The following is a 21,878-nucleotide window of genomic DNA, read 5'->3' as shown; positions in this document are numbered from 1 at the left end:
CCGTCGCGACAAGGGTAGACGGCAGTCAGGAGACCACGTTCAGGGCAGCCGCGTCTCGCCCATCAGCCAGCGGTCGATTTCGCGCGCGGCCTCGCGTCCTTCGCGGATGGCCCACACCACCAGCGACTGTCCGCGTCGGCAGTCCCCGGCGGCGAACACGCCGTCCACGTTCGTCGCGTAGGCACCGAACTCGGCGGCGTAGTTGGAGTGCTCGTCGTATTCGATGCCCAGTGGCTCCGCAGGCGCGTGCTCGGGGCCCAGAAACCCCATCGAAAGAAGGACGAGATCCGCGCTCCACTCGCGCTGGCTCCCTGGAATCTTGCGCAGGCGGCCGCCATGGAAGGTGACGTCGAGCGTGCGTACGCCCGCGACCTTGCCGTCCGGTCCCGCGAAAAAGCTCTCCGCCGAGATCGCGTAGACCCGCGGATCGTGTCCGAGATGTGCGATCGACTCCTCGTGCCCGTATTCCACGCGGAAGATGAGCGGCCAGGCAGGCCAGGGATTGTCGGGGGCGCGTTCAGCGGGCGGCCTCGCCAGGAGTTCGAAGTTGATCAGGCGGCGGCACGACTGGCGCAGGGAGGTCCCGATGCAGTCGGTGCCGGTATCGCCCCCGCCGATGACGACGACATCAAGGCCGTTCGCGGGGATTCTGGGCGGATGATCGCCAAGCCCCGCCTGTATGCTGTCGGTGAGGTACTCCATGGCGAAGTGGATGCCGGGCAGCTCGCGTCCGCCCACCGGCAGATCGCGCGCGCGAGTGGCGCCCGTGGCCAGGAGCAGGGCGTCGAAGCGCCTCCTCAGTTGACGGACGTCCAGCGACCCGCCGCCGCCATCGGCCACGTTCGCGTTGGTCACGAATTCGACTCCCTCCTCGCGCAGGAGCGAAACGCGGCGCTCCACGATTCCCTTGTCGAGCTTCATGTTGGGGATTCCGTACATGAGCAGGCCGCCGATGCGGTCATCGCGTTCGTAGACCGTCACCCGGTGCCCCGCGGAGTTGAGTTGGGCCGCCGCCGCCAAACCCGCCGGGCCCGAACCCACGACCGCCACGCTCTTGCCGGTGCGCGCGGACGGCGGGTGAGCCCGCACCCACCCCTCGTCGAAGCCCCGGTCGGCGATCGCCATCTCGATGTTCTTGATGGTGACGGGGGGATCGGCGATGCCGAGGACGCAGGAGCCTTCGCAGGGAGCGGGACACACCCGGCCCGTGACCTCCGGGAAGTTGTTGGTCCGGTGCAGGCGATCGAGCGCCTCGCGCCAGCGCCCCCGGTAGACGAGGTCGTTCCACTCCGGGATCAGGTTGTAGACCGGGCAGCCGTCGTCCGACTGGCAGAACGGCACGCCGCAATCCATGCAGCGCGCCCCCTGGGTCTGCAGGCGCTCATCGGCATGCGGGGTGTAGATCTCGTCGAAATCCCGGATGCGCGTGGCCGGGTCGCGGTAGGGGGCCGCCTCGCGCGCGAACTCCTTGAAGCCGGTGACCTTGCCCATGCAGCCCGCCGTCAGGTGCCTGCGGCGACGGGCAGCGCCTCGGAACGGCCCGCGGCGGCGCGCTCCTCAAGCGCCCGCTTGTAGTCGATGGGCACCACCTTGACGAATTCCGGGTGGGGAGCCTCCCAATCGCGGAGGATCGCGGCCGCGACGGTGGATCCCGTGTACTCGCGGTGCCGTTCGATGAGACGGCGAATCTCCTCGCACTCTTCCGCGTCGACGAGGCGTTCGAGCACCACCAGATCCATGTTGCAGCGGGGCTCGAAGGTCCCGCGGGGATCCCACACGTAGGCGATCCCCCCCGACATTCCGGCCCCGAAGTTGATCCCGGTCTGGCCGAGCACAACGACGCGTCCGCCCGTCATGTACTCGCAGCCGTGGTCGCCGATTCCTTCCACCACGGCGGTGGCGCCGCTGTTGCGGACACAGAAGCGCTCGGCCGCGATGCCCCGGAAGAAGCCCTCGCCGCTGATGGCGCCGTAGAACACCACGTTTCCGATCAGGATGTTCTCTTCGGCCTTGAACCGGGATGCCCTCGGCGGATACAGGATGATCCTGCCGCCGGAGAGCCCCTTGCCGACGTAGTCGTTGGCGTCGCCCTCGACTTCCAGCGTGACCCCGCGCGCCAGCCAGGCGCCGAAGCTCTGTCCCGCGCTGCCGCGGAAGCGGAAGTGAATGGAGTCGTCGGGAAGCATGGCCGGTCCCACGCGGCGGATGATGTGGTTGGACAGCATGCCCCCCACCACCCGGTTTGCATTGGAGATGGCCATGTCGTGGCGCACCGGCCGGCCCTCCTCGATGGCGGGCCCGGCCAGGCGGATGAGGGTGTGGTCGAGGGCGCCCTCCAGCCCGTGATCCTGTTCGTGCCGGCAATACACCCCCAGACAGTCTTCCGGCTCGAGCGCCGGCATCAGGAGCGCGTCCACGTTCACGCTCCGGGCCTTCCAGTGGTCGGGCCGGGGCGCGGCTTCCAGCGCGTCCACGCGCCCGATCATCTCGTTCACCGTGCGGAAGCCGAGGCGGGCCATGATCTCACGCAGCTCGCGCGCGACCATGAACAGGTAGTTGATGATGTATTCCGGCTTGCCGGAGAACTTCTTGCGCAGCTCCGGGTCCTGGGTCGCCACGCCCACCGGACAGGTGTTCAGGTGGCACTTGCGCATCATGACGCAGCCCAGCGTGATCAGCGGGGCGGTGGAGAAGCCGAACTCCTCCGCGCCCAGCAGCGCGGCGATGGCCACGTCGCGGCCCGTCTTGAGCTGCCCGTCGGTCTGCACGATGACCCGCGAGCGCAGGTTGTTCATCACCAGGGTCTGGTGGACTTCCGCGATCCCCAGCTCCCACGGCAGGCCTGCGTGCTTGATGGAGGTGAGGGGCGAGGCGCCCGTCCCCCCGCTGTCGCCCGAGATGACCAGGTGGTCGGCGCGCGCCTTGACCACCCCCGCGGCCACCGTGCCCACGCCGATCTCGGCGCACAGCTTCACGCTGATGCGCGCCTGCGGGTTGGCGTTCTTCAGGTCGTGGATGAGCTGGGCGATGTCCTCGATGGAGTAGATGTCGTGGTGCGGGGGCGGGCTGATCAGGCCCACGCCGGGCGTGGAATGCCGGATCGACGCGATGTAGTCGTCCACCTTGCGCCCCGGCAGCTCGCCGCCCTCCCCGGGCTTGGCTCCCTGCACGATCTTGATCTGCAGTTCCTCGGCCGCGGTCAGGTACTCGATCGTCACGCCGAAGCGTCCGCTGGCCACCTGCTTGATCCCGGAGCGGCGCAGCCCCCCGTCCGCGTCCGGGACGTTGCGCGCCGGATCCTCGCCGCCCTCGCCGGAATTGGACTTGGCGCCGATGCGGTTCATGGCCAGGGCGAGCGACTCGTGGGCTTCCTTCGAGATGGAGCCGAAGCTCATCGCGCCGGTCGCGAAGCGCTTCACGATCTCGGCCTCGGGCTCGACGTGGTCCAGATCCACGGGCGGACCGGTGGGATGGAACCGGAGCAGGCCGCGCAGCGTCGCCTTGCGCGTGTTCTCTTCGTTGGCGTGGCGGGCGAAGCGCCAGTAGGCCTCCGGCGAGTTGGTGCGCGCGGCGACTCGGAGGCCGCGCACCGACACGGGGTCCCACATGTGGCGCGCCCCACCCTTGCGCCAGTGGAAGTCGCCGGGATTGGGCAACGCGCGTCCGTTGCGGCGCCCCTCGCCAGCAAAGCCCAGCTCGTGGCGACGCTCGATCTCTTCCGCCAGTACCCCGAACCCGATCCCGCCCACGCGGCTCTCGGTATCGGTGAAACAGCGGTTCACCACCTCGGCTCCGAGCCCCACCGCCTCGAAGATCTGCGCCCCCTTGTAGGACTGCAGCGTCGAGATGCCCATCTTGGCCATCACCTTGAGGATGCCCTTGCCGACCCCCTTGCGGTATGCGGCGACCACGTCGTCGTCGGAGGCGATGTGGGCGAAGTCGCCCATCCGCCCGGTGCGCCGGACGTGCCAGAGGCATTCGTAGGTGAGATAGGGATTGATGGCGTCCGCACCGTAGCCGAGCAGAAGACAGTGATGGTGCACTTCGCGCGCCTCGCCGGTCTCGACGACAAGGGCGATGCGGGTGCGCTGATGCGTGCGCACCAGGTGGTGATGCACGCAGCCGACGGCGAGCAGGGAGCTGATGGCGAGGCGGTCGGGGCCGATCGCGCGGTCCGAGAGCACGAGCACCCGATAGCCCTCCTCGACCGCCCGGTCGGCCTCCTTCTCGAGGCGGGTGAGGGCGGCAAGCAAACCGCGCTTCCCGGAGCCGCGCGCGAAGGTGGTGTCGAGCGTCCGGCTCCGCCATCCGCGCTCCTCGAGTTGCGAGAGTGCTGCAAACTGCCGGTTCGAGAGGATCGGATGAGGAAGGCGCAGCCGGTGCGCGTGCTGCTCGGTGACCTCGAGCAGGTTGCCCTCGGGCCCGATGTAGCACTCGAGCGACATGACCACTTCCTCGCGGATCGAATCGATGGCGGGATTGGTCACCTGCGCGAAGCGCTGCTTGAAGTAGTCGTAGAGCATGCGCGGCCGGTCGGCGAGCGCCGCCAGCTCCGCGTCGTTGCCCATGGAGCCGAGCGGGTCGCGCCGGTCGCGCACCAGGCTCAGCAGCATGAACTGCACGGTCTCGGCGGTATAGCCGAACGCTCGCATGCGCCGGAGGACGGTCGCTTCGTCGTAGCCGTGCGTATCGTCGGCCTCGCCCAGTTCGAGGCGCTGTCGCGCCAGCCACTCCCCATAGGGCCGCCGCCTCGCCCATTCCGCCTTGATCTCGTGGTCCGGCACCAGGCACCCCGCATCGAAGTCGATCAGGAAGAGGCGCCCCGGGTGCAGCCGCCCTTTCTTCACCACGCGCTCGGGCGCGACCGGCAGCACGCCCACCTCGGAAGCCATCACGCAGCGGTCGTCGTCGGTCACGTAGTAGCGGCTCGGGCGCAGCCCGTTGCGGTCGAGCACGGCCCCGATGCAGTGGCCGTCGGTGAAGGGGATGAGGGCCGGGCCGTCCCAGGGCTCCATCAGGCACGACTGGAACTCGTAGAAGGCGCGCTTGTCGGCCGGCATGCCGGGCCGCTGCTGCCATGCCTCCGGGATCATTGTCATGACCGACTCCGGCAGGCTGCGTCCGGTCATGAGCAGGAACTCGAGGACGTTGTCGAAATTGCCCGAGTCCGAGCAGTTGGGCTCGATGATCGGGAAGAGTTTCTCCAGTTCATCCCCGAACAGCTCCGAGCGCAGGACGCCTTCGCGGGCGTTCATCCAGTTGCAGTTGCCCAGCAGCGTGTTGATCTCGCCGTTGTGGCACATGGCGCGGTTGGGCTGGGCTCGGTCCCACGACGGGAACGTGTTCGTGGAGAAGCGGGAGTGCACCATCGCCATGTGCGACTCGTAGTCGGCGGCCCGGAGATCGTCGAAGAACTCGAAGAGCTGATGGGGCGTCAGCATCCCCTTGTAGATGACGGTGTTGGCCGAGAGCGAGCAGAAGTAGGGAAGCTCCCGCCCCGAGAGGCGCGGATCGCCCCGAAGGCAGTGGCTTGCGTACTTGCGGATGATGTAGAGCTGGCGCTCGAAGGCGGAGTCGGCGAACCCGTCGCCGGCCCCGACGAAGAGCTGTTCGAGGTGCGGCATCGACCCGAGCGCGGTCGGGGTCAGCCCGGCGCGCTCGGCGCTGTGCGGGAGCCTGCGCCACCCGAGAAGGCGCTGTCCCTGTTCGGCGATGATGGCCTCGGTGCGCTCCTTGCAGATCTGCCGCTCCCGGCGGTCGCGCGGGAGGAAGGCGATGCCGACCCCGTACTGGCCGGGAGGGGGAAGGGCGATGCCCAGTTGGTCCCGGGCCACCCGGTCGAGCAGAAAGTGCGGCAGCCCCGTCAGGATGCCGGCGCCGTCCCCGGTCCCGGGTTCGCAGCCGATCCCGCCTCGATGCCCCATGCGGCAGTTGATGCGGTTGGCATCGTCGAGGATCGCCCGGCTCGCGCGCCCCTTGATGTCGCACACGAAGCCGACACCGCAGCTGTCGTGCTCGTAGCGGGGACTGTACAGCCCGCGGGCAGCCGGCAGGCCGCCGTCGACCGCCGACCCTGCGTTGATCGTGCGTCGCACGGCCCCCTCCCCGGAACTGTTACCTGCAGAATATCCCGCCATTCCTGCGCGCAGGTTCGACTCTCACGGGGAATGGACGGGATGGACCTGGCAAATTGGGACGATGCGCCGGAGTCGGCAACCGAGCCCGTCAGTGCTCCAGGTTCAGATTGTAGCGCATGATACGGCCGTGCGGGCCCTGCCGGTCGCGCTCGACCTCGAACACTTCTCCCTTGACGGTCTGCGGCACCATTGCCTCGAGGTGCGCCACATCGGACGGGGAGAGATGCACGCGGCGCCCGTCCACCATCAGGCCTCTTCGGCTCAACCCGACGATCGCGGCCCCGACACCCTGTTGGTTGAGCACGTAGGCCACCGCCGCGTCCGCCATGGTGGCCCCGTGCCGCGCGGCCAGCTCCGCGAGCGCCCCCCGAGCCCGGCCGAGCACCTCCCGGCCGCCCACCTCCTCGACGATCAGGCGGTACTTGGTCAGCGACCGGGACTCCAGCGCCGTGCCGCCGGCGTCCGAAAGGAGCCCGCCCGCCAGCGCCCCGTAGGCGAACACGGTGACACCCCGCTCCCCGCAGACCTCCGTCAGGCCCTTCAGGGGACGACGGTCGAGAAGGGAGAGCTGGACCTGGCTGGACACCACCGGGATGCCCGCGTCCAGGAGGGTGCCGAGCGCGGCCCGGTCGAAGTTGGTGACCCCCAGGTGGCGGATGATCCCCTCCTGCCGGAGTTCCGCGAGCCACTCTGCGGCATGCACCCACTTCGGTTGCGTGAGGTCCCACCACGCGAACTGCACCAACTCGAGTGCGTCGAGCCGGAGGCGGTCCCGTGACCGCTGCACGACGCGGCGGACGTAGTTGCGGTCGATGGCCGACAGTGCGTCGAGGTCGGGCACGAACTTGGTATGGACGGCGACGTCGTCGGCGATGTCCGGCCGTCCGGCCAGCCAGTCCCCGATGACGCGCTCCACGCCGGTGTAGATGTCGGCGCAGTCCAGCACGAGGGGGCTTTCAGCCGCGGCCGCCGCGTCCAGGGCCGCGAACGCGCGCTCCCTGCTCCAACCGTCGCTGTGGCCCTCGGAGAGCTGCCAGCACCCCCGGATCACCCCGGACGGAGGCAGTCGGAGGGGTGGCTGAACTGGATTCACAGCGGGGAGTCCGTGGACGCTTCGCGGCCCGTGCGCCGGGGGCATGTCGTCCACGGGCGGTCAGTCCAGCGGAAGCCGTCAGTCCAGCGGAACACGCGTGACCTCGCTGTGGCGGAACGTCGACCTGCCGGTCCGGGTGATGCGGAAGCGGGCGCCGCAGTGCGGGTCGGGGCAGGCGATCTCCGTGTCCGTGGTCATCCAGTCGTGGGAATGGGTTTCGCGCTGCTTCGCGGGGAGGAGGGGAAGAAGGGCGGCCAGGGGGTAGAGCGGAAAGGTCTGGCCGGCGGGAAAGGACAGGTTCTCCCCGCTGAGCTCGAAGTAGTCGCCCACCTTGTGGTTGCACACCATGTCGCGCTCGCCGGCGACCACCTCGACCCGCAGGTCGTAGAGTTCGAAGACGTCATCGACGCTCATGCGCATACCCTCGTTCGACTTGTGGGAGCGATGCTATCGGGCTTTTGTCTTACCGGTCACGCCCAGGGTTGTCTTAAACTCCATCTAATCGTCTTCATCCGACTCCGGGGGAGCCTCGTCCGGAGGCCGCTTCCAGCTGTGCCACCAGTCGGGAAGCCTTGAGAAGACATAGATGGCCGCCAGGAGATAGAGGGCTTGAATGCTCACCTCCGCGTTGCCGCGCCAGGCGCCGACAACGATCACGAGCGTGGAGATCCATAGCGAAAACCACTGCCCTCTTTCCCTGACCTTCCTGATGTGCGCAGAGGTTTCCTCTGCCATGGCCATGATCCGGTCGGCGAGTCCCGGCAGGACCTCTTCGTATCCGGCCATCATCTGCGGGGGTGGCAGAGGGCCTTGGTAGGTCTGGGATCGCCGCGTGACAACCGTCCGTTGCTCCGCTACTGGTTCCTTTGCGTCAGCGGCAGCTGCGGATCTGGGATCGTCGTCCGATGAGTCAGGAGCTGGGAGAGGGGATGGCTCGTCTGTTCTCGCGAGCCCGGACCTCTCTTGACGGCGCTTTCCTCTGGCCACGCTCGACCTCCGTGATGGCATCCTTGAGGATGTCTCCGGTAGACTGCCATGCTTCGGCGATCAGCGTTTCAGTGGGGGGCGTCCGTGGCCAAATCTCTACCATCGACCCCAGGTTCCACGCCAAGTGATGGCTGGCACCTCGGGTTCTTCGCTTAGCCGTCGAGCCCAATTCTCATGTTCCTTATGTGTCCGTGGCCGTCTGTTACGGCTCCCCATACGGAGGCCGCATGGCATCGTTCCATGAGCAGAGTATACGCGCGCCGAGCACTTGGCGGCAACGGGCCTGGAGGCGAGCGAACGTGGAGGCTGTAACGATGGCTGCCAAGCTGGCCCATCCGGAGCCGATCCTCGATCATAGGGCGTGTCCCGTCACCCGGAAAACCCGCCCCGCACCGTGAACTCCGCACCCGATCCGACACCGTCCTCGCGCTCGCACGCGCAGCCGCCGGCGCCGCTCGGCTTCCACCTCGGCCTTGCCGGGGCGGCGGCTCCCATCCTGGTTTTCGCCGCCGGCGCAGCCTGGCTGGGCTTCTCCGGGGCTCCCGACGAGCGCGGGCTGTGGCCGGTCCTCCTGGCGGCCCTCGGGGTCGGACTGCTGGTCGCCCGCAGCGCCTCCGCATACAGCGCGGCCGCGCTCCGGGGCATGTCCCGCCCCATCGTGATGCTCATGGTCGCCGCGTGGCTGCTGGCGGGCGTCTTCTCGGTCGTGCTGCGCGAGGCGGGGCTCGTACATGCCCTCGTCTGGGCAGGGAGCGAACTCGGTGTACGTGGCGGAGGCTTCGTCCTCATGTCGTTCCTGATCGCGGTGCTGTTCTCCACGGCCACGGGGACGAGCCTGGGCACGATCCTGATCTGCGCTCCGCTCCTCTATCCCGCCGCGGGCGTCCTGGAGGCAAGTCCGGTCGTCCTCATCGGGGCCATCCTGGCCGGGGCCACCTTCGGCGACAACGTCTCGCCGGTATCCGACACCACCATCGCCTCTGCGAGCAGCCAGGGGGCGCCCATGGGGGGCGTGGTGCGCAGCCGCCTCCGCTACGCGCTTCCTGCCGCGGTGGTCGCGGCTGTCGTCCTGACCTTGCTGGGAGGCGCGCAAACCGCGGTCACGCAGACGCCGGGACAGGGCGCGACGCTCGAAGGCAGCCCGGCCGCGCTCCCCATGCTGCTGGCCCCTCTGGCCGCCTTCGTGATGCTGTGGCGGGGGCGTGGCCTGGTGGAGAGCCTCTTCTCCGGTGTGGCCGCGGCTGTGGTCCTGGCCCTGGCGCTCGGGCTCGTTGTGCCGGCCGACCTCGTCTACATCGACCGGGAGGCCTTCCAGGCCCGCGGGCTCATCCTCGACGGGATGGAGGGAGCCGTGGGGATCGTCGTGTTCACCATCCTGTTGATGGGCATCGTGGGGGCCGCGCAGGAGGCGGGCATCCTGGACCGCTTTGCACAGAGTTCCCGGTCGGCGGCCGAAACCGCGCGCGCCGCGGAGCTGCGCATCTTCGGCGTGACCAGCGTGGCGGTCCTGCTGACAACGCATTCGGTTATGGCGATCCTCGCCGTGGGCGACCTGGTCCGGGACTCGGGCAGGCGCGCCGGCATCGGCCGTTTCAGGCGCGCCAACCTGCTCGACATGACCGTGTGCACCTACCCGTTTCTCCTCCCGTTCTTCATTCCCACCATCCTGGCGGCCTCGGCCACGGCATCCGGCGAATCGTTCGGGATCGCGCGGGTGTCGGCCCTCGAAGCCGGTCTGGCCAACACATATTCCTGGGCGCTCCTCGCCGTGATGCTGGCGGCGATCTGGACGGGACTGGGGAGGTCCGAAGCCGACACGGATCCGGCTATATGACACTTGGCGTTCGGCCCTTCACGCACGGCCTGCACGAACTCGGGTCCCGATGCTATGCGTGGATCCAGCCCGATGGCGGTTGGGGTTGGAGCAATGCCGGGCTCGTCGTTGACGGCGACGAGAGTCTGCTCGTGGACACCCTGTTCGACCTCAAGCTGACCCGTGCCATGCTCGCTGGCATGCGCGACGCCGAGCCCGTGGCCGCGCGCAACGTCGACAAGCCCGTCAACACGCACGCCAACCCCGACCACTGCAACGGCAACGAGTTGGTGGCCGGGGCGGAGATCATCGCCTCACGGGCCGCAGCCGAGGAGATGACCGCCCAGAGTCCTGAGCGGCTCGCAATGCTCATGGACGCGGCCCCGGGCATGGGCGAGACGGGCCGATTCCTCATCGAGGCGTTCGGCGCCTTTGACTTCGAAGGAATCACACAGGTCCTTCCGACAACCACCTTCGAAGGCCATCACCGGACGCGCGTCGGAGACAAGAGCATCGTCCTGAAGCAGTTCGGCCCGTGCCATACGACGGGTGACATCCTGGTCTACGTACCGGACGATCGGGTCGTCTTCACGGGCGATATTCTGTTCATCGAGGGCCACCCGATCCTGTGGGCCGGACCCGTTGCGAACTGGATCGCTGCGTGCGACTACATGCTCGGGTTGCCTGTTGAAGTCGTGGTCCCGGGCCACGGTCCGGTCACCGACAAGCGCGGCATCCGGGCGGTGCGGGACTACCTGGTGTATGTGCGGGACGAGGCCAGGATCCGCTTCGACGCGGGTTTGAGCGTCCATGATGCGGCAATGGACATCTCGCTCGCCGACTTCGATTCCTGGGGCGATGCCGAACGGATCGTTATCAACGTCGCGACGCTGTATCGGGAGTTCGGCTCGGCCGAGCAGCCCGGCGATCCGTTCGCGCTGATGGCCAGGATTCGCAGAGAGCGGCCAGGGCCGCGATAATCACATCCTGCCGGGATGGCAGGATATGGATGCTATGAATCGCGGCAAGGAATCGTCTAAGTTCAATCAGGACTGCACGATCTGCGTTTCTTGCCATCGGGCTGTACCCTGCTAGATCGTGCCGGGGAAGCGGGAAAGCTGGACCTGAATAGCGGGACTCTCACCCGCCCCACCTCCTTGCCGAAGGCATTCGGCGTCTTAGCGCCTGTCGTCAACGCGACCTCACCTGTCACCACCAGTGTTGAGTCAATTGACCGGAGAGGTTTGCCGTCATGAACAGACGTGCCAATACGGCAGCTCACGTCTTTGGATGGACGTTGGCTGAGGCTCCTGCCATGCATTGCCGAACCGGAGAGAGAGCGGCGAGATTGCTGTGTAGCTGCCGGATCCGGAGAGCCTATGCCACAGGTGGGTCGAGTACCGCGACGTGGTCGCGTAGGCGCTCCGTCAGCGTCAGCTGTTGAGAGAAGGTCCTTGGCGGTCGGAAGTCCCGCCAAGGGCTAAGGTCACCGTCCCCGTCGCAAGGAAATCGTGATTTCCAAAGGAGGTGATCGCATGAAGCGGAACCCGATTCAACGAAGACTCGATGACTACACCGCTTCCCTGTAACCCCAGAGTAACCGCCTCAAGCGCGGGCTCGCAAGCCGGCGCCCGGTTGCTCTGGACGGAAGTTTAAGAAGTGCAAATACCCTTGCGGCGGGGATGGTTTCGACGAATTGCCGGCGGCTGCGCCAGCGTCAGTTCCATTTCCCCTCCCGCCACTCGGCGTCAACAAGTTGTAGGCGCGCCGGTCGATCCACTCCCGCAACAGCGTTTCGCTGTAGGTCTTCCCGTCATAGACATCGCAGCCACCACCCGCGAAATCCCTCAGCAGTTCGCGGACTATCTCGCGGCGGCGCTCTCCGTGAATCGCGGACGGAATGAGCGATGACGCATCGAGCATCCCCAGCGCCGCCCGCTCATCAATCCCCCGATCCTCTTCCGGCATGGTGTATATGCCGGAGGGCCGCAGGATCGGCTGCGGGCGTGTGGCGCCACGGACGACTTCCGCGTCGATGGGCGCGGGGGGAAGCGCCAGCGCTCGTTCCAAGTCTATCAGGGTGTAGCGCTTCAAGTATTCCCACACCCACTTCCCGGATACCAACACTACGGCGAGTGCCGAGAGCCCCGCGATAAAAGCGAGAGCGCCGAAAATCTTATGCCCCAGGAGGGCCAAGCCCTCGGCAATGCCTTCTCGGACGACGAATCGCCGTACCCGATCTAGCTTGTTCATACCCCATGCTAACGCCCGCCCCCGCTTGACTCAAATGCAATAATTGCGGTGGCGGGCGTCTTACTGGCGTCCGTGATCCTGTTGGTCCGGTAACGATGATGGGGGGCGTGGCTTGGCCTTGGCTCTATGCGTTCGCATTCGGTTACTTGCTGGCGGTCTTGGTCGGGACGGACGCGGTATCGTGTCCCATTCGCAGCGGGATCGCTGGCGTAGCTGGTGTGCTCCCGATGTCGATCCTGTTTGACCTCGGTCCTAAGAGAGCACGCGTCTCGGGCCGCACGGGCAGCGACCGGATGGCGGAGATGGCTTGTCTCCGCGAACTTGCAATCGTGCAGGTCGTGGGGTCCATCGCCGAGGAATCGAATGATGACATACACGAAACGAAGCGGGCGGCGCTATGGTGCCGGCAGCAAGACCCGTACGAGCAGTTGAAGAGCAACGATTTCCGCGACGTCGAAGACGGGATGAAGGACATCCGGTAGCGGATGGACCGCATGGACGGGCGGTTGCGGGAAGCACGAGCGGAACGGCGCGGGATCACGGCGGTCGTGGAAGGCCGTGCGGAGAACCGTGGCCGTGCTTGCGGATCGGTCGCAACGGCGCGAAGACGCCCCGAACGTTACGAAACGGAGACCCAACCCATGAAGCCTTATCTGAAACTGGCGGCGCTGTTGCTGGCGGCCGGGTGTTCGGGCGACGCGACGGCCCCCGATCCTTCCCCGGCCGATCCGGAACCGTCCGGGCTGTCGGCGCGAGCTGGCGTGGCGGGGGCGGCGAACCGGGCTCCGGAGGCGGTGGGCGGCGGCATCCCGGCGCAACGGCTTCCGGGACCGGGGGCGGCGGCGGCGGTGGACGTGTCGGCGTACTTCGCGGATCCGGATGGGGATGCGCTGGCGTTCGCGGCCTCCAGTGCGGACACGGCGGTTGTCTCGGCGGCCGTGGACGGCGACACGCTGCGCCTGACGGGCGGCGGGACCGGGGGCGCGGGAGCGGTGGCGGTCGCGGCAACGGACCCGTCCGGGCTGTCGGCGGTGGCTGCCGTGGCGGTGACGGTAAACCGGGCTCCGGAGGCGGTGGGCGGCGGCATCCCGGCGCAACGGCTTCCGGGACCGGGGGCGGCGGTGGCGGTGGAGGTGTCGGCGTACTTCGCGGATCCGGACGGGGACGCGCTGGCGTTCGCGGCCTCCAGTGCGGACACGGCGGTTGTCTCGGTGGCCGTGGACGGCGACACGCTGCGCCTGGTGGGCGGGAGCGCCGGCAGCGCGGGAGCGGTGGTGGTCACGGCCAGCGATCCGGACGGACTCTCGGCGCTGGCCGTGTTTGCGGCGGAAGTGGCGGAAGTGGACGAGCGGGCCGCGCTGACGGCGCTCTACGAAGCGACAGACGGCCAGAACTGGAGGAACAACGGAAACTGGCTGACGGACGCCCCGCTTGGGGAATGGCATGGGGTGACGGTCGATGCCGATGGAAGGGTAGAATCGCTGGACCTCAGAGACAACGGCCTCGGTGGTCCGATTCCTCCGGAGCTGGGCAACCTCACCAGCTTGGAAACGCTGCATCTCGGCATCAGCTTGGAAGTCTGCCTGACATGGCCAAGTTGTCCGGATATGGATTGGGGAAGCCGGGGCGAGCTGAACTACCTCACCGGTCCGATCCCCCCGGAGTTGGGCGGCCTCGCCAGCTTGCGAACGCTGGACCTCAGCGGGAACGTCCTCCGCGGCTCGATCCCGCCGGAGCTGGGCGGCCTCGCCAGCTTGGAAACGCTGATCCTCAGGGGCAACATCAGCGGCAAGGGCCTGACCGGTCCGATCCCGCCGGAGTTGGGCGATCTCGCCAGCCTTAAAACGCTGGATCTCAGCTGGAACGGCCTCGACGGTCCGATCCCGCCGGAGCTGGGCAACCTCGCCAGCCTGGAAACGCTGCACCTCGGCCGGAACGTCTCGATCACCCCATATCGGTCGGAACTGGGCGGTCTGACCGGCTCGATCCCGCCGGAGCTGGGCAACCTCGCCAGGCTGCGATCACTGGACCTCGAAAACAACAACCTCACCGGCCCGATCCCGCCGGAGTTGGGCGGCCTCGCCAGCTTGGTATGGCTGGACCTCAGAGACAACCGTCTCGACGGTCCGATCCCGTCGGAGCTGGGCAACCTCGCCAGCCTGGAAAGGCTGCGCCTCGGATACAACGCCTCGCGATATGGACAGTGTTGCCGGGAGGATAGCCCCGGTCTGACCGGCTCGATCCCGCCGGAGTTGGGCGGCCTCGCCAGCTTGGAACGGCTGGACCTCGGCGCCAACGGCCTGACCGGCCCGATCCCTCCAGAGTTGGGCGATCTCGCCAGCCTGAAATGGCTGGATCTCGGCAGGAACGAACTCACCGGCCCGATCCCTCTGGAGTTGGGCAACCTCGCCAGCCTAGAAACGCTGGACCTCGACCGGAACGAGGGGCTGACCGGCCCGTTGCCGAACAGCTTTTCGCAACTCCGGCTGCGATGGCTCAGCGCGCGGGGCACCCTTCTTTGCGTCCCCTGGGATGATGAGGCGTTGCAATCGTGGCTGAGCGATCTGGGGGGACCCGGGATCGAGTCAGGTCCGCGAGGGACGGGTGTAGCTCCTACCTGTGACGTGGTTGCGCTAGCGGCGCTGTACCATGCGACGGACGGGCCGAACTGGACAAACCCGAACTGGCATAGACCGGGCAACCGGAACTGGCTGACGGACGCCCCGCTTTGGGAATGGCATGGGGTGATCGCCACAAGACCGGTGCCAGGACGCGGGCTGCGGGTAACGGGGCTGAACCTCGTCAGCAGAGACCTCACCGGCCCGATCCCGCCGGAGTTGGGCGATCTCGCCAGATTGCAAACGCTGAACCTCAGCGGCAACGACAGCCTCACCGGCCCGATTCCTCCAGAGTTGGGCAACTTCACCAGCCTGGTACGGCTGGACCTCAGAAGCACCGGCCTGACCGGGCCGATCCCGCCGGAGTTGGGCAACCTCGCCAGCCTGGAAACGCTGGACCTCCGGCGGAATAGGGAGCTGACCGGCCCGTTGCCGAGCAGTTTGACGCAACTCCGGCGGCTGCGGGTGCTCAGAGCGGAGGGCACCGGCCTATGCGCTCCCACGGACGAGGCGTTTCAATCGTGGCTACGTACCGTTCCACGCCGCGAAGTAGCCAACTGTGCGGCCGCCGCCATGGCCGGGGAGCGCTTCCGGGAAGCGGTGGAGGTTCGGATCATGCCGGTTCCGGTTCCGGAGCCCCGACGATGAGCCCCGCCGGCTGGGGGAACGGCGAGGAATCAACCGTGCCGGCTAAAGAGATTCTCCGTCGCGTGAGGCATGCAGCAAGACTAGTCTACGACGCGGCAAATGAAGCCTACCCCGCAGACGGCGCGCCACCTTCTAGACCCGGCCTCGGGCGGGTGACCCCCGCCAAGGCCGCCAGGGTTCGAGAGGAGATAAAGAAGGAACTCGGCAAACCTGAGTTATCGAATGGCCCGGTCTTCATGGCAGAACAACTCGTGGCCGAAGCACGTGCTCTCCTCGGTCGCCACGGTGAGCGCTTCTACGCCGCCCTGCCGCCCCGGCACGGAGGCACTCGCAACGAGTGGCACCGGAGGCCCAACGATTGGAAGTCCGTCCGCAACGCCGCAACTTGGGATGGGGCCGTTATGAAGTTTCGCGCCCTGACCCATAAGTCGGCAGCCGTGGCTGCCGAGAAAGCTCATCTCGCAAGCGGACGGATCGTGTCTGAGCGTGCACTTGTAGTCGTCGCGAAGGCCGTGATCTTCGACGGGTGCTCCGTGATTGCGGCGGCAAAGCTAGACCACCCGGGAGATGACGTGGTGCGACAGAAGATCGCGGTAGAAATGGAACTTGCCGAGCACGACCTCTTGGGGGGGCGGGTCTTCATGGCAGCCCATCGCGTAGCCAGAGCACAAGCTCTCGTCGGCCCGCAACAACCGCGTACCAAGTCGTCCAAGCCTTGATGCGAAGATGCTCTGCGGGCCGATGCTCACAGGCTTCCGTCTTGGGTTCAGGGGCGAGTTCTTGCGATGGCTCTCGAAGAACCGTTCCTGACTTGTGCCTTTTCGGTCCACTGGGTAGCCGGAGGGCCACACTTGGATAAGCCAGCCAAGGGTCAGTTGCTCGATTTGCTTTCGAGGGCGAACGCCGTCAGGAGTTCGAGACCACGGCTCACTGACCGCCTAGCACTGGACCGGCGGCGGGTGTCGAGTCGTCTGACTCAGACGAGATACTGAACGGCGCGTGACGCCCACGCCTTGCGGCGGACGAGCCGCTGTGGCTACCATGCTACGAAACGGGGCGTGGAGGCCACGTTCGGAGAAAATGAGCCGAAAACAGCAAACGACGAGAACCTCACGAGCGGTTTCACCGAGCCGCCTAGGCCCCCGCACCGTTGCGGCGTCGGGCCACGCTGCGAATCGACCTCCTGCGCCAGTTCACCCGGCGCGAACCAAAAGGGAAGGAAGCGGAGCGTGAAGGTCGTGAAGGCCACCATCCGCCCCGCCCAGAATCGGCTACCGTTGGGCTCACCGAGGGAGGTGCCACAGCCCTCTCCCTCGATTGCTGCTCATTACGAGCTTATCCACGGCGATGCTTTCGAGTGGCTCAAGAGCGCGAAGCCCAAGTCGATTCACGCCGTCGTCACGGACCCACCCTACGGGTTGGTGGAATACACTTCGGAGGAACTGAAGAAGCGCCGGAACGGGAAGGGCGGCGTCTGGAGGCAGCCGCCCTCGTTCGACGGTTGCAAGCGTCAACCCGTACCACGCTTCACGGTCTTGGGCGACAAGGACAAGGAAGCAATCCGGCTGTTCTTTGGGAGATTCTCCCGGTTGCTCCTTCCCGTGCTCGTTCCCGGCGCTCACGTCTTCGTTGCCACGAACCCGCTGCTATCTGATTTCGTTTTTGGTCCGTTCCTGGCTTCCGGTTTCGAGAAGCGGGGAGTGCTGATTCGCGAAGTCCATACGTTGAGGGGTGGGGACCGTCCGAAGAACGCGCACGAGGAGTTTCCGGACGTGACTGTCATGCCGAAATCGTGCTTCGAGCCGTGGGGGATCTTCAGGCGGCCAATAGAGGGGCGGGTTCAGGACAATCTGCGAGCGTGGGGTACCGGGGGCTTGCGAAGACTCTCCAAGACCGAGCCGTTTCGGGACTTGATCAAGTCCTGCCGCGCTCCCCGGCGAGAGCGGGCCATCGCCCCACACCCTTCACTGAAGCCACAGGCCTTCCTTCGCCCACTGGTGAGGTCCAGCTTGCCGCTCGGCAAGGGAATCGTGCTTGATCCGTTTGCGGGGTCTGGATCAACGTTGGCAGCCGCCGCCGCGTGGGGCATCCATAGTGTCGGGATCGAGTGGAATCCCGAGTACCACGCAATGGGCGTCGCAGCGATCCCCAAGCTGGCCGCACTGGATGTCTGACGGGTTTGATTCGGGTGTGGCCTTGCCTTCGGGGCTGGACATAGCAGCCATCCGTCGGGCCATTCAGTTCATCGAGGAGTCCCTGAACGACCGGGACTTCATCGATCTGTACTTCGAGCAAGCGAACGTATTCAGCGCCATCGTCGGGATGTTCGGTACCAAGGCGCTCGACAGCGTGAGCAACTACGAGAAGCACCGACACAGCTTCGAGGCGCAGACGCGATTCCCCGACCTGCGGAAGCGGGGTGCGCCCATGCCCTTGCGCCCTGCGGATTGTTTGGAGAGTAAGGCCAGCAAGCGACCTTGGTCGATCCAATCACACTATAACCATCCCGGCTGGTACGTCGTGTGGCGGTATCTCGTGGACCCGACGCGCACCATCAAGCCGGGCGCGTATGTGGTGATCTGGCGAGTGGACGTGGTCTTCCTGGACAAGTCGGATTGGAAGTACGAAGGAAGCAAGGCCAGATCGGGCCGAGGGGGGCGGACGCACACCTTTGGTGTCCGAAGGCCAGCCAGCAAGCTGCGTACCTGCGCCGCGTACCGGTATCCCGGAATCCGTCTAAAGGGCGGTAAGCCGGTGCCGGTCAACGGAGAGGTTTCAGAGTGAACTCGAGCACGCCGGGGATTCCCCTCTGTGAGGTTGGGCGTGTTACTCGATCTTCATTGTCTTTGTGACCGTGATCTCGGCGTGTCCAGTTGCCAACTGCGAGCGAAGATCGGACGCTCTAGAGGGGCCGCGCTCCGGCAACAAGGGCTCGTGTCGGAACCCTCCACCTTCGAGTATTCTCCGAGGGACTGGCCATGAGCGTGATGGAGTCAAATGACCGTGCCCAAAGAGCACCCCGTAAACTGGCGAAGGTTTGGACCATGCTGGCCGAGGTTCTGGCACCGTTGGTGTCAGGTGAGCAAGAGTCCGCCGTCGTGCGCGACAAGTTCGACGAGTGCGCCGCAGAGTGCCTCGCCGAGTTCGATGACGCGGAGTTGCGCGACTCGCTCGAAACGCAAATCCAGTTGGTGAGGAATCTGGTGTTCATGGAAGCAGGCGACGTGGTCGGGATGCGCGCACGCGTCCTTCCGGCGCACTCACCCAAGCGAGAGCACAAACGGTGAAGGCGCATAAGGAGGTAACTGAAATGACTCGCATGGCAGCAACGTTCGTGGCGTTGGCAGTAGCAGCCCCGGCCTCGGCTCAAGTGCTACAGCGAGGCGATCCGACGCGAGTATCCCGGCTTTGACGCCGATCCCGGCCGGATCCCGGACTAGAGGTGAGGGGCGAGTGCTGGGGCGCGCAGGACGGGCGCTGAAGCACGTTCATACGGGCGACTTGAGCCAGCGTGGGAGCGGTCCTGCGCCGCCTCTGGAGGGTTTGACGGAGGTCCTTCCCCGAGAACTCACCGGCTCGGCGCGGAGTCCCGGTCCGGTCCGGGACTCCTGATCCTTTCCAGCAGTTGCCTCGTCATCGCCACCCGCTGCCTGGCCCTGCGCCGTACGTCCCGGAGTAGCCGGTCAAGTCCATCACCCGCGCGCTCAGCCGCTCGACTTGCCGCTGCAAGGCTTCGATCCGTCCGGATTGCCGCCGCTGTTCCGTTTCGTACTGCCCGGACAACTTTTCCAATGCGGCCGTCAGCCGCCGCTCCAAATCGGTCACGCAACTCCCTCCTCAATCCCTCGACAGCTTCAAGTAGGGCCGCCCGTCGATGATGAAGGCCGGACGGACCACCGTGCCGGCCGGCAGCGACACGTACCGGTCCCCGCTGCTCTGTACTGGCGCTCGATGGCGCGAACTCCCCACTGGGCATCCATCGCGGCTTCCGGATCGGGGTACAACTCCCGTGTAGGTGCTCGGTGGCACAGGTAGGCTGTGGTTACTCCCGGCCCGGTAGCCTGTCGCTCTTGTTGCAATCCTTCGATCTAACGTGAAACACGCTCGAATGGGTACATCAGGGGTACAGGGTAGGCTGGCGTCGCACGAAGGCCGTCCGGCGACTTTCGACAACACCCCGCTCATGCCCGATAAGGGTGTCCAAGGCCCTGCGAGGGCGTAGTTTGCAAATGGTGCAAACCCTACAGGAGGAGGACCTGTGCGAAACGCATTCGCAACGATGTTTGGTTCGAAGAAGTTCCTGACCGCCCTCACGGGGGTGGCAGTGGTCGTCCTCGAAGATCTCGGTCTCCCAATCTCGGAAGAGGCGCTGCTGCCTCTCGTAGCGTACATCGTAGGCCAAGGCATCGCCGACCACGGGAAGGAGCGGGCCAGGGTGGAATCCGGCAAGGCCGACGAGCTTCTCGGCGTCCTTGGGCGCGGCTCGTGATGTCGCCAGCCTAGCCGGATGGGCGGAACTGGCGAGGCTCTACCAGACCCAAGCGAACGCGCAGCTGCGCTGAGGTCTTTGGGCTGGACGGGGCACCGGGCCGAATGGATCGCGCTCGCCTGCCGCCACGGCGGCGTGTTCACCCGTGCGCAGTGGACGAGCTTCCTCGGGTGCCACCACGAAAAGGTGGGCCGCGCCGTCCGCAAGCTCGTCGCCCAGGGCGTGGCGATCGAGGAGAAGCCGCCCGGCATCAAGGGCATCGGCCGGATCTGCCGTATCCACGGTCGCCCGATCTACAAGGCGCTCGGCTTGGGGGACCGCCGCCGCCGGAGGATCACGTCGCCGGAGGTGACGATGCGGCGCCTGCTCGGGCTCGACTACGTGCTCGAACATCCCCGCCTGCCGTGGCTTCCCACCGAAGCCGACCGGGTGGCCGCCTTCGAGGCGCTCGGGATCGAGCGGGGGCTTCTTCCCCAACGGGTCTACCGGGGCGCGCTCGGGGGTCTCCGGCGCTTCTTCCCGCTCGGGCTGCCCATCGCGCTGGACACGGAGCGCGCCGTCTTCGTCTACGCCGAACCGGGTTACGAGACCGCGACGGCGATCCGCTCGTGGGGCGCGAAGCACGGCGATCTCTGGAAGGGGCTCTGGGACCTCGGCCTCAAGATCGAGGTGGTGGCGGTCGTCCGGAGATGGAAGGAGTACGGGAGGACGAGCCGGGTGCTGGCCAACTGGTCGCGGTATCCGCGCCCGTCCGAAATCGACGAGGAGACCCGGCGCGATCTCGCCCGCATCGAGCAGGCCATCCTCGGGGGAGATGTCCGCACGCTCGACGAATACGGTGGCCTGAACGCCGCCCTGAAGCACGCCATCGCCCTTGAGAACCGGGCGCGCAGGCGTGCGGGCCGGGGGCTGACGGAACGCGTCAAGACATGGAGTTCGGACCGGCTGGCGGGGGCTCGAATCTGGTGGGAGTCCTGATGTGCTGGGCCGTACCGGAGGTGTGCAAGCGACATGGAGGGTCGATGCACATTTTGGCGCTCCGGTGATCCGCACCACCCGGCCTGCATATCCGCTGGCGCGGGAACGTCTTGCGGCTTCACCGCACGGTCGGCCGGGGCGCAGGAGCCGCTTGGGGCTTGGTGGGGAGCGACCCCAGGGGCACAGGTGCCCGGTTCGGGCGCGGGGCCGTGCGCGTTTTCACAGGCTCGTCCCCGCCCCCTTCTGGGGTCCGCTCCCCCACCAATTATCCCTGCGGGAAGGCTGTTGGATGCCGAAGAAAGATCGGTTAAATCGTCCGGCTCACCACCGTTTCGCCGAAGCAGTCCCGCCAGCAGCGCCACGCCCCGCCTTTACGGACCTGACGCCCGCCCGTTCGTTCTCGCGGGGGGCTTCATTCCCCGGGAGCCGATGTTGGGCCAGCCCGTCGGGCACACCAGCCCCGGGTACCGCGAGCATCGTCGCGATCTGATCCGCCAACCTCTCGATCACCGCAGGTGCCGCCAGGAAAACGGAGGTCCGTTCGCCAACGGTGATTCCAAGCACCATGGAGGTTTCGCCGCACATCGTGCTGGCGCCCATCCACATATCCGATGCCCTACGCCTAACGTCCGTCTGCTGCCGAGCCTTGCTCTGAGCAACTCTGCTCCCGCGCATGGTGCCACCCTCCTCTACCGTGTTAGTCTCAACCGCTTCCTCGGTCGTGCGAGCCCCGGGGACCGATCGGACGCTTCCGGGGCTCTGGCGAAATCGCACATGGCAGCCTCCAGCTTACGCGGATGATTCTGACGGTTGCGGGTTAGGCTCTCCTCCTGAGTGGCGTTGGGGGTTCGCCTCCTACATC

At 66.6% G+C, this 21,878-nt stretch carries 17 protein-coding genes; 10 read left to right on the top strand and 7 right to left on the bottom strand.

Annotated features, from left to right (window positions below):
* Positions 1-39 precede the first annotated feature (39 nt).
* The 5 genes from OXU32_12240 to OXU32_12220 form a co-directional block, all read right to left on the bottom strand.
* A complete protein-coding gene (locus OXU32_12240; protein MDE0074717.1) occupies positions 40-1,491 on the bottom strand; it encodes a glutamate synthase subunit beta in 1,452 nt (483 codons plus the stop codon).
* A gap of 11 nt (positions 1,492-1,502) precedes the next feature.
* On the bottom strand, positions 1,503-6,095 hold the full coding sequence (gltB, locus tag OXU32_12235) for a glutamate synthase large subunit (protein MDE0074716.1): 4,593 nt from the start codon (positions 6,093-6,095) through the stop codon (positions 1,503-1,505).
* A gap of 130 nt (positions 6,096-6,225) precedes the next feature.
* Positions 6,226-7,230: an aldo/keto reductase gene (locus OXU32_12230; GenBank protein MDE0074715.1), complete on the bottom strand. Its 1,005-nt coding sequence runs from the start codon at positions 7,228-7,230 to the stop codon at positions 6,226-6,228.
* Positions 7,231-7,308: 78 nt separating this feature from the next.
* On the bottom strand, positions 7,309-7,650 hold the full coding sequence (locus OXU32_12225) for a TIGR04076 family protein (protein ID MDE0074714.1): 342 nt from the start codon (positions 7,648-7,650) through the stop codon (positions 7,309-7,311).
* Between the two features lie 78 nt (positions 7,651-7,728).
* Positions 7,729-8,019: a DUF2335 domain-containing protein gene (locus OXU32_12220; GenBank protein MDE0074713.1), complete on the bottom strand. Its 291-nt coding sequence runs from the start codon at positions 8,017-8,019 to the stop codon at positions 7,729-7,731.
* 559 nt (positions 8,020-8,578) lie between these two features.
* Between OXU32_12220 and OXU32_12215 the strand changes: the two genes are divergently transcribed.
* Positions 8,579-10,051, top strand: a complete 1,473-nt coding sequence (locus OXU32_12215; GenBank protein MDE0074712.1) for a sodium:proton antiporter — start codon at positions 8,579-8,581, stop codon at positions 10,049-10,051.
* Positions 10,048-11,010, top strand: coding sequence for an MBL fold metallo-hydrolase (locus OXU32_12210; protein MDE0074711.1), 963 nt, complete (start codon positions 10,048-10,050; stop codon positions 11,008-11,010). The genes OXU32_12215 and OXU32_12210 overlap by 4 nt, the downstream gene beginning before the upstream one ends.
* Positions 11,011-11,635: 625 nt before the next feature.
* On the opposite strand, the gene OXU32_12205 is transcribed toward OXU32_12210, so the two are convergent.
* Positions 11,636-12,283 (bottom strand): hypothetical protein, encoded by a 648-nt coding sequence (locus OXU32_12205; protein MDE0074710.1) that lies wholly within the window; start codon positions 12,281-12,283, stop codon positions 11,636-11,638.
* A gap of 302 nt (positions 12,284-12,585) precedes the next feature.
* Between OXU32_12205 and OXU32_12200 the strand changes: the two genes are divergently transcribed.
* The 6 genes from OXU32_12200 (at position 12,586) to OXU32_12175 (ending at position 18,836) form a co-directional block, all read left to right on the top strand.
* Positions 12,586-12,765: a hypothetical protein gene (locus tag OXU32_12200; protein MDE0074709.1), complete on the top strand. Its 180-nt coding sequence runs from the start codon at positions 12,586-12,588 to the stop codon at positions 12,763-12,765.
* Between the two features lie 159 nt (positions 12,766-12,924).
* Positions 12,925-15,549 (top strand): hypothetical protein, encoded by a 2,625-nt coding sequence (locus OXU32_12195; GenBank protein ID MDE0074708.1) that lies wholly within the window; start codon positions 12,925-12,927, stop codon positions 15,547-15,549.
* Positions 15,546-16,268 (top strand): hypothetical protein, encoded by a 723-nt coding sequence (locus OXU32_12190; GenBank protein MDE0074707.1) that lies wholly within the window; start codon positions 15,546-15,548, stop codon positions 16,266-16,268. The genes OXU32_12195 and OXU32_12190 overlap by 4 nt, the downstream gene beginning before the upstream one ends.
* A gap of 510 nt (positions 16,269-16,778) precedes the next feature.
* The gene (locus OXU32_12185; protein ID MDE0074706.1) at positions 16,779-17,723 is read left to right on the top strand and encodes a DNA methyltransferase; all 945 of its coding nucleotides are present in this window, start codon (positions 16,779-16,781) and stop codon (positions 17,721-17,723) included.
* On the top strand, positions 17,716-18,333 hold the full coding sequence (locus OXU32_12180; GenBank protein MDE0074705.1) for a hypothetical protein: 618 nt from the start codon (positions 17,716-17,718) through the stop codon (positions 18,331-18,333). The genes OXU32_12185 and OXU32_12180 overlap by 8 nt, the downstream gene beginning before the upstream one ends.
* 194 nt (positions 18,334-18,527) lie before the next feature.
* On the top strand, positions 18,528-18,836 hold the full coding sequence (locus OXU32_12175; GenBank protein ID MDE0074704.1) for a hypothetical protein: 309 nt from the start codon (positions 18,528-18,530) through the stop codon (positions 18,834-18,836).
* Positions 18,837-19,182: 346 nt separating this feature from the next.
* Here the strand turns inward: OXU32_12175 and OXU32_12170 are convergent, their stop codons facing one another.
* Positions 19,183-19,374 carry a hypothetical protein gene (locus OXU32_12170; protein MDE0074703.1) on the bottom strand — a complete coding sequence of 64 codons (192 nt, stop codon included), beginning with the start codon at positions 19,372-19,374 and terminating at the stop codon, positions 19,183-19,185.
* A 454-nt stretch (positions 19,375-19,828) separates the two neighbouring features.
* Between OXU32_12170 and OXU32_12165 the strand changes: the two genes are divergently transcribed.
* Together OXU32_12165 and OXU32_12160 are read left to right on the top strand one after the other, a co-directional pair.
* Positions 19,829-20,038 (top strand): hypothetical protein, encoded by a 210-nt coding sequence (locus tag OXU32_12165; protein MDE0074702.1) that lies wholly within the window; start codon positions 19,829-19,831, stop codon positions 20,036-20,038.
* A 78-nt stretch (positions 20,039-20,116) separates the two neighbouring features.
* A complete protein-coding gene (locus OXU32_12160) occupies positions 20,117-21,016 on the top strand; it encodes a hypothetical protein (protein MDE0074701.1) in 900 nt (299 codons plus the stop codon).
* The last annotated feature ends 862 nt before the right edge of the window (positions 21,017-21,878 follow it).

The sequence above is a fragment of the Gammaproteobacteria bacterium genome, assembly GCA_028819075.1.
In the GTDB taxonomy this organism is placed as follows: Bacteria; Gemmatimonadota; Gemmatimonadetes; order Longimicrobiales; family Gaopeijiaceae; genus BD2-11.
Note: the sequence above shows the minus strand (reverse complement) of the source record. Positions and strands in the feature narration are given on the sequence as shown.

Bases quoted from the DNA above. Each gene is read 5' to 3' on its own strand.
- OXU32_12180 (MDE0074705.1), top strand. From the start codon at position 17,716: ATGTCTGACGGGTTTGATTCGGGTGTGGCCTTGCCTTCGGGGCTGGAC.
- OXU32_12175 (MDE0074704.1), top strand. From the start codon at position 18,528: ATGAGCGTGATGGAGTCAAATGACCGTGCCCAAAGAGCACCCCGTAAA.
- OXU32_12225 (MDE0074714.1), bottom strand. From the start codon at position 7,650: ATGCGCATGAGCGTCGATGACGTCTTCGAACTCTACGACCTGCGGGTC.
- OXU32_12205 (MDE0074710.1), bottom strand. From the start codon at position 12,283: ATGAACAAGCTAGATCGGGTACGGCGATTCGTCGTCCGAGAAGGCATT.
- OXU32_12240 (MDE0074717.1), bottom strand. From the start codon at position 1,491: ATGGGCAAGGTCACCGGCTTCAAGGAGTTCGCGCGCGAGGCGGCCCCC.
- OXU32_12210 (MDE0074711.1), top strand. From the start codon at position 10,048: ATGACACTTGGCGTTCGGCCCTTCACGCACGGCCTGCACGAACTCGGG.
- OXU32_12200 (MDE0074709.1), top strand. From the start codon at position 12,586: ATGGCTTGTCTCCGCGAACTTGCAATCGTGCAGGTCGTGGGGTCCATC.
- OXU32_12220 (MDE0074713.1), bottom strand. From the start codon at position 8,019: ATGATGGCCGGATACGAAGAGGTCCTGCCGGGACTCGCCGACCGGATC.
- OXU32_12190 (MDE0074707.1), top strand. From the start codon at position 15,546: ATGAGCCCCGCCGGCTGGGGGAACGGCGAGGAATCAACCGTGCCGGCT.
- OXU32_12195 (MDE0074708.1), top strand. From the start codon at position 12,925: ATGAAGCCTTATCTGAAACTGGCGGCGCTGTTGCTGGCGGCCGGGTGT.
- OXU32_12165 (MDE0074702.1), top strand. From the start codon at position 19,829: ATGTTTGGTTCGAAGAAGTTCCTGACCGCCCTCACGGGGGTGGCAGTG.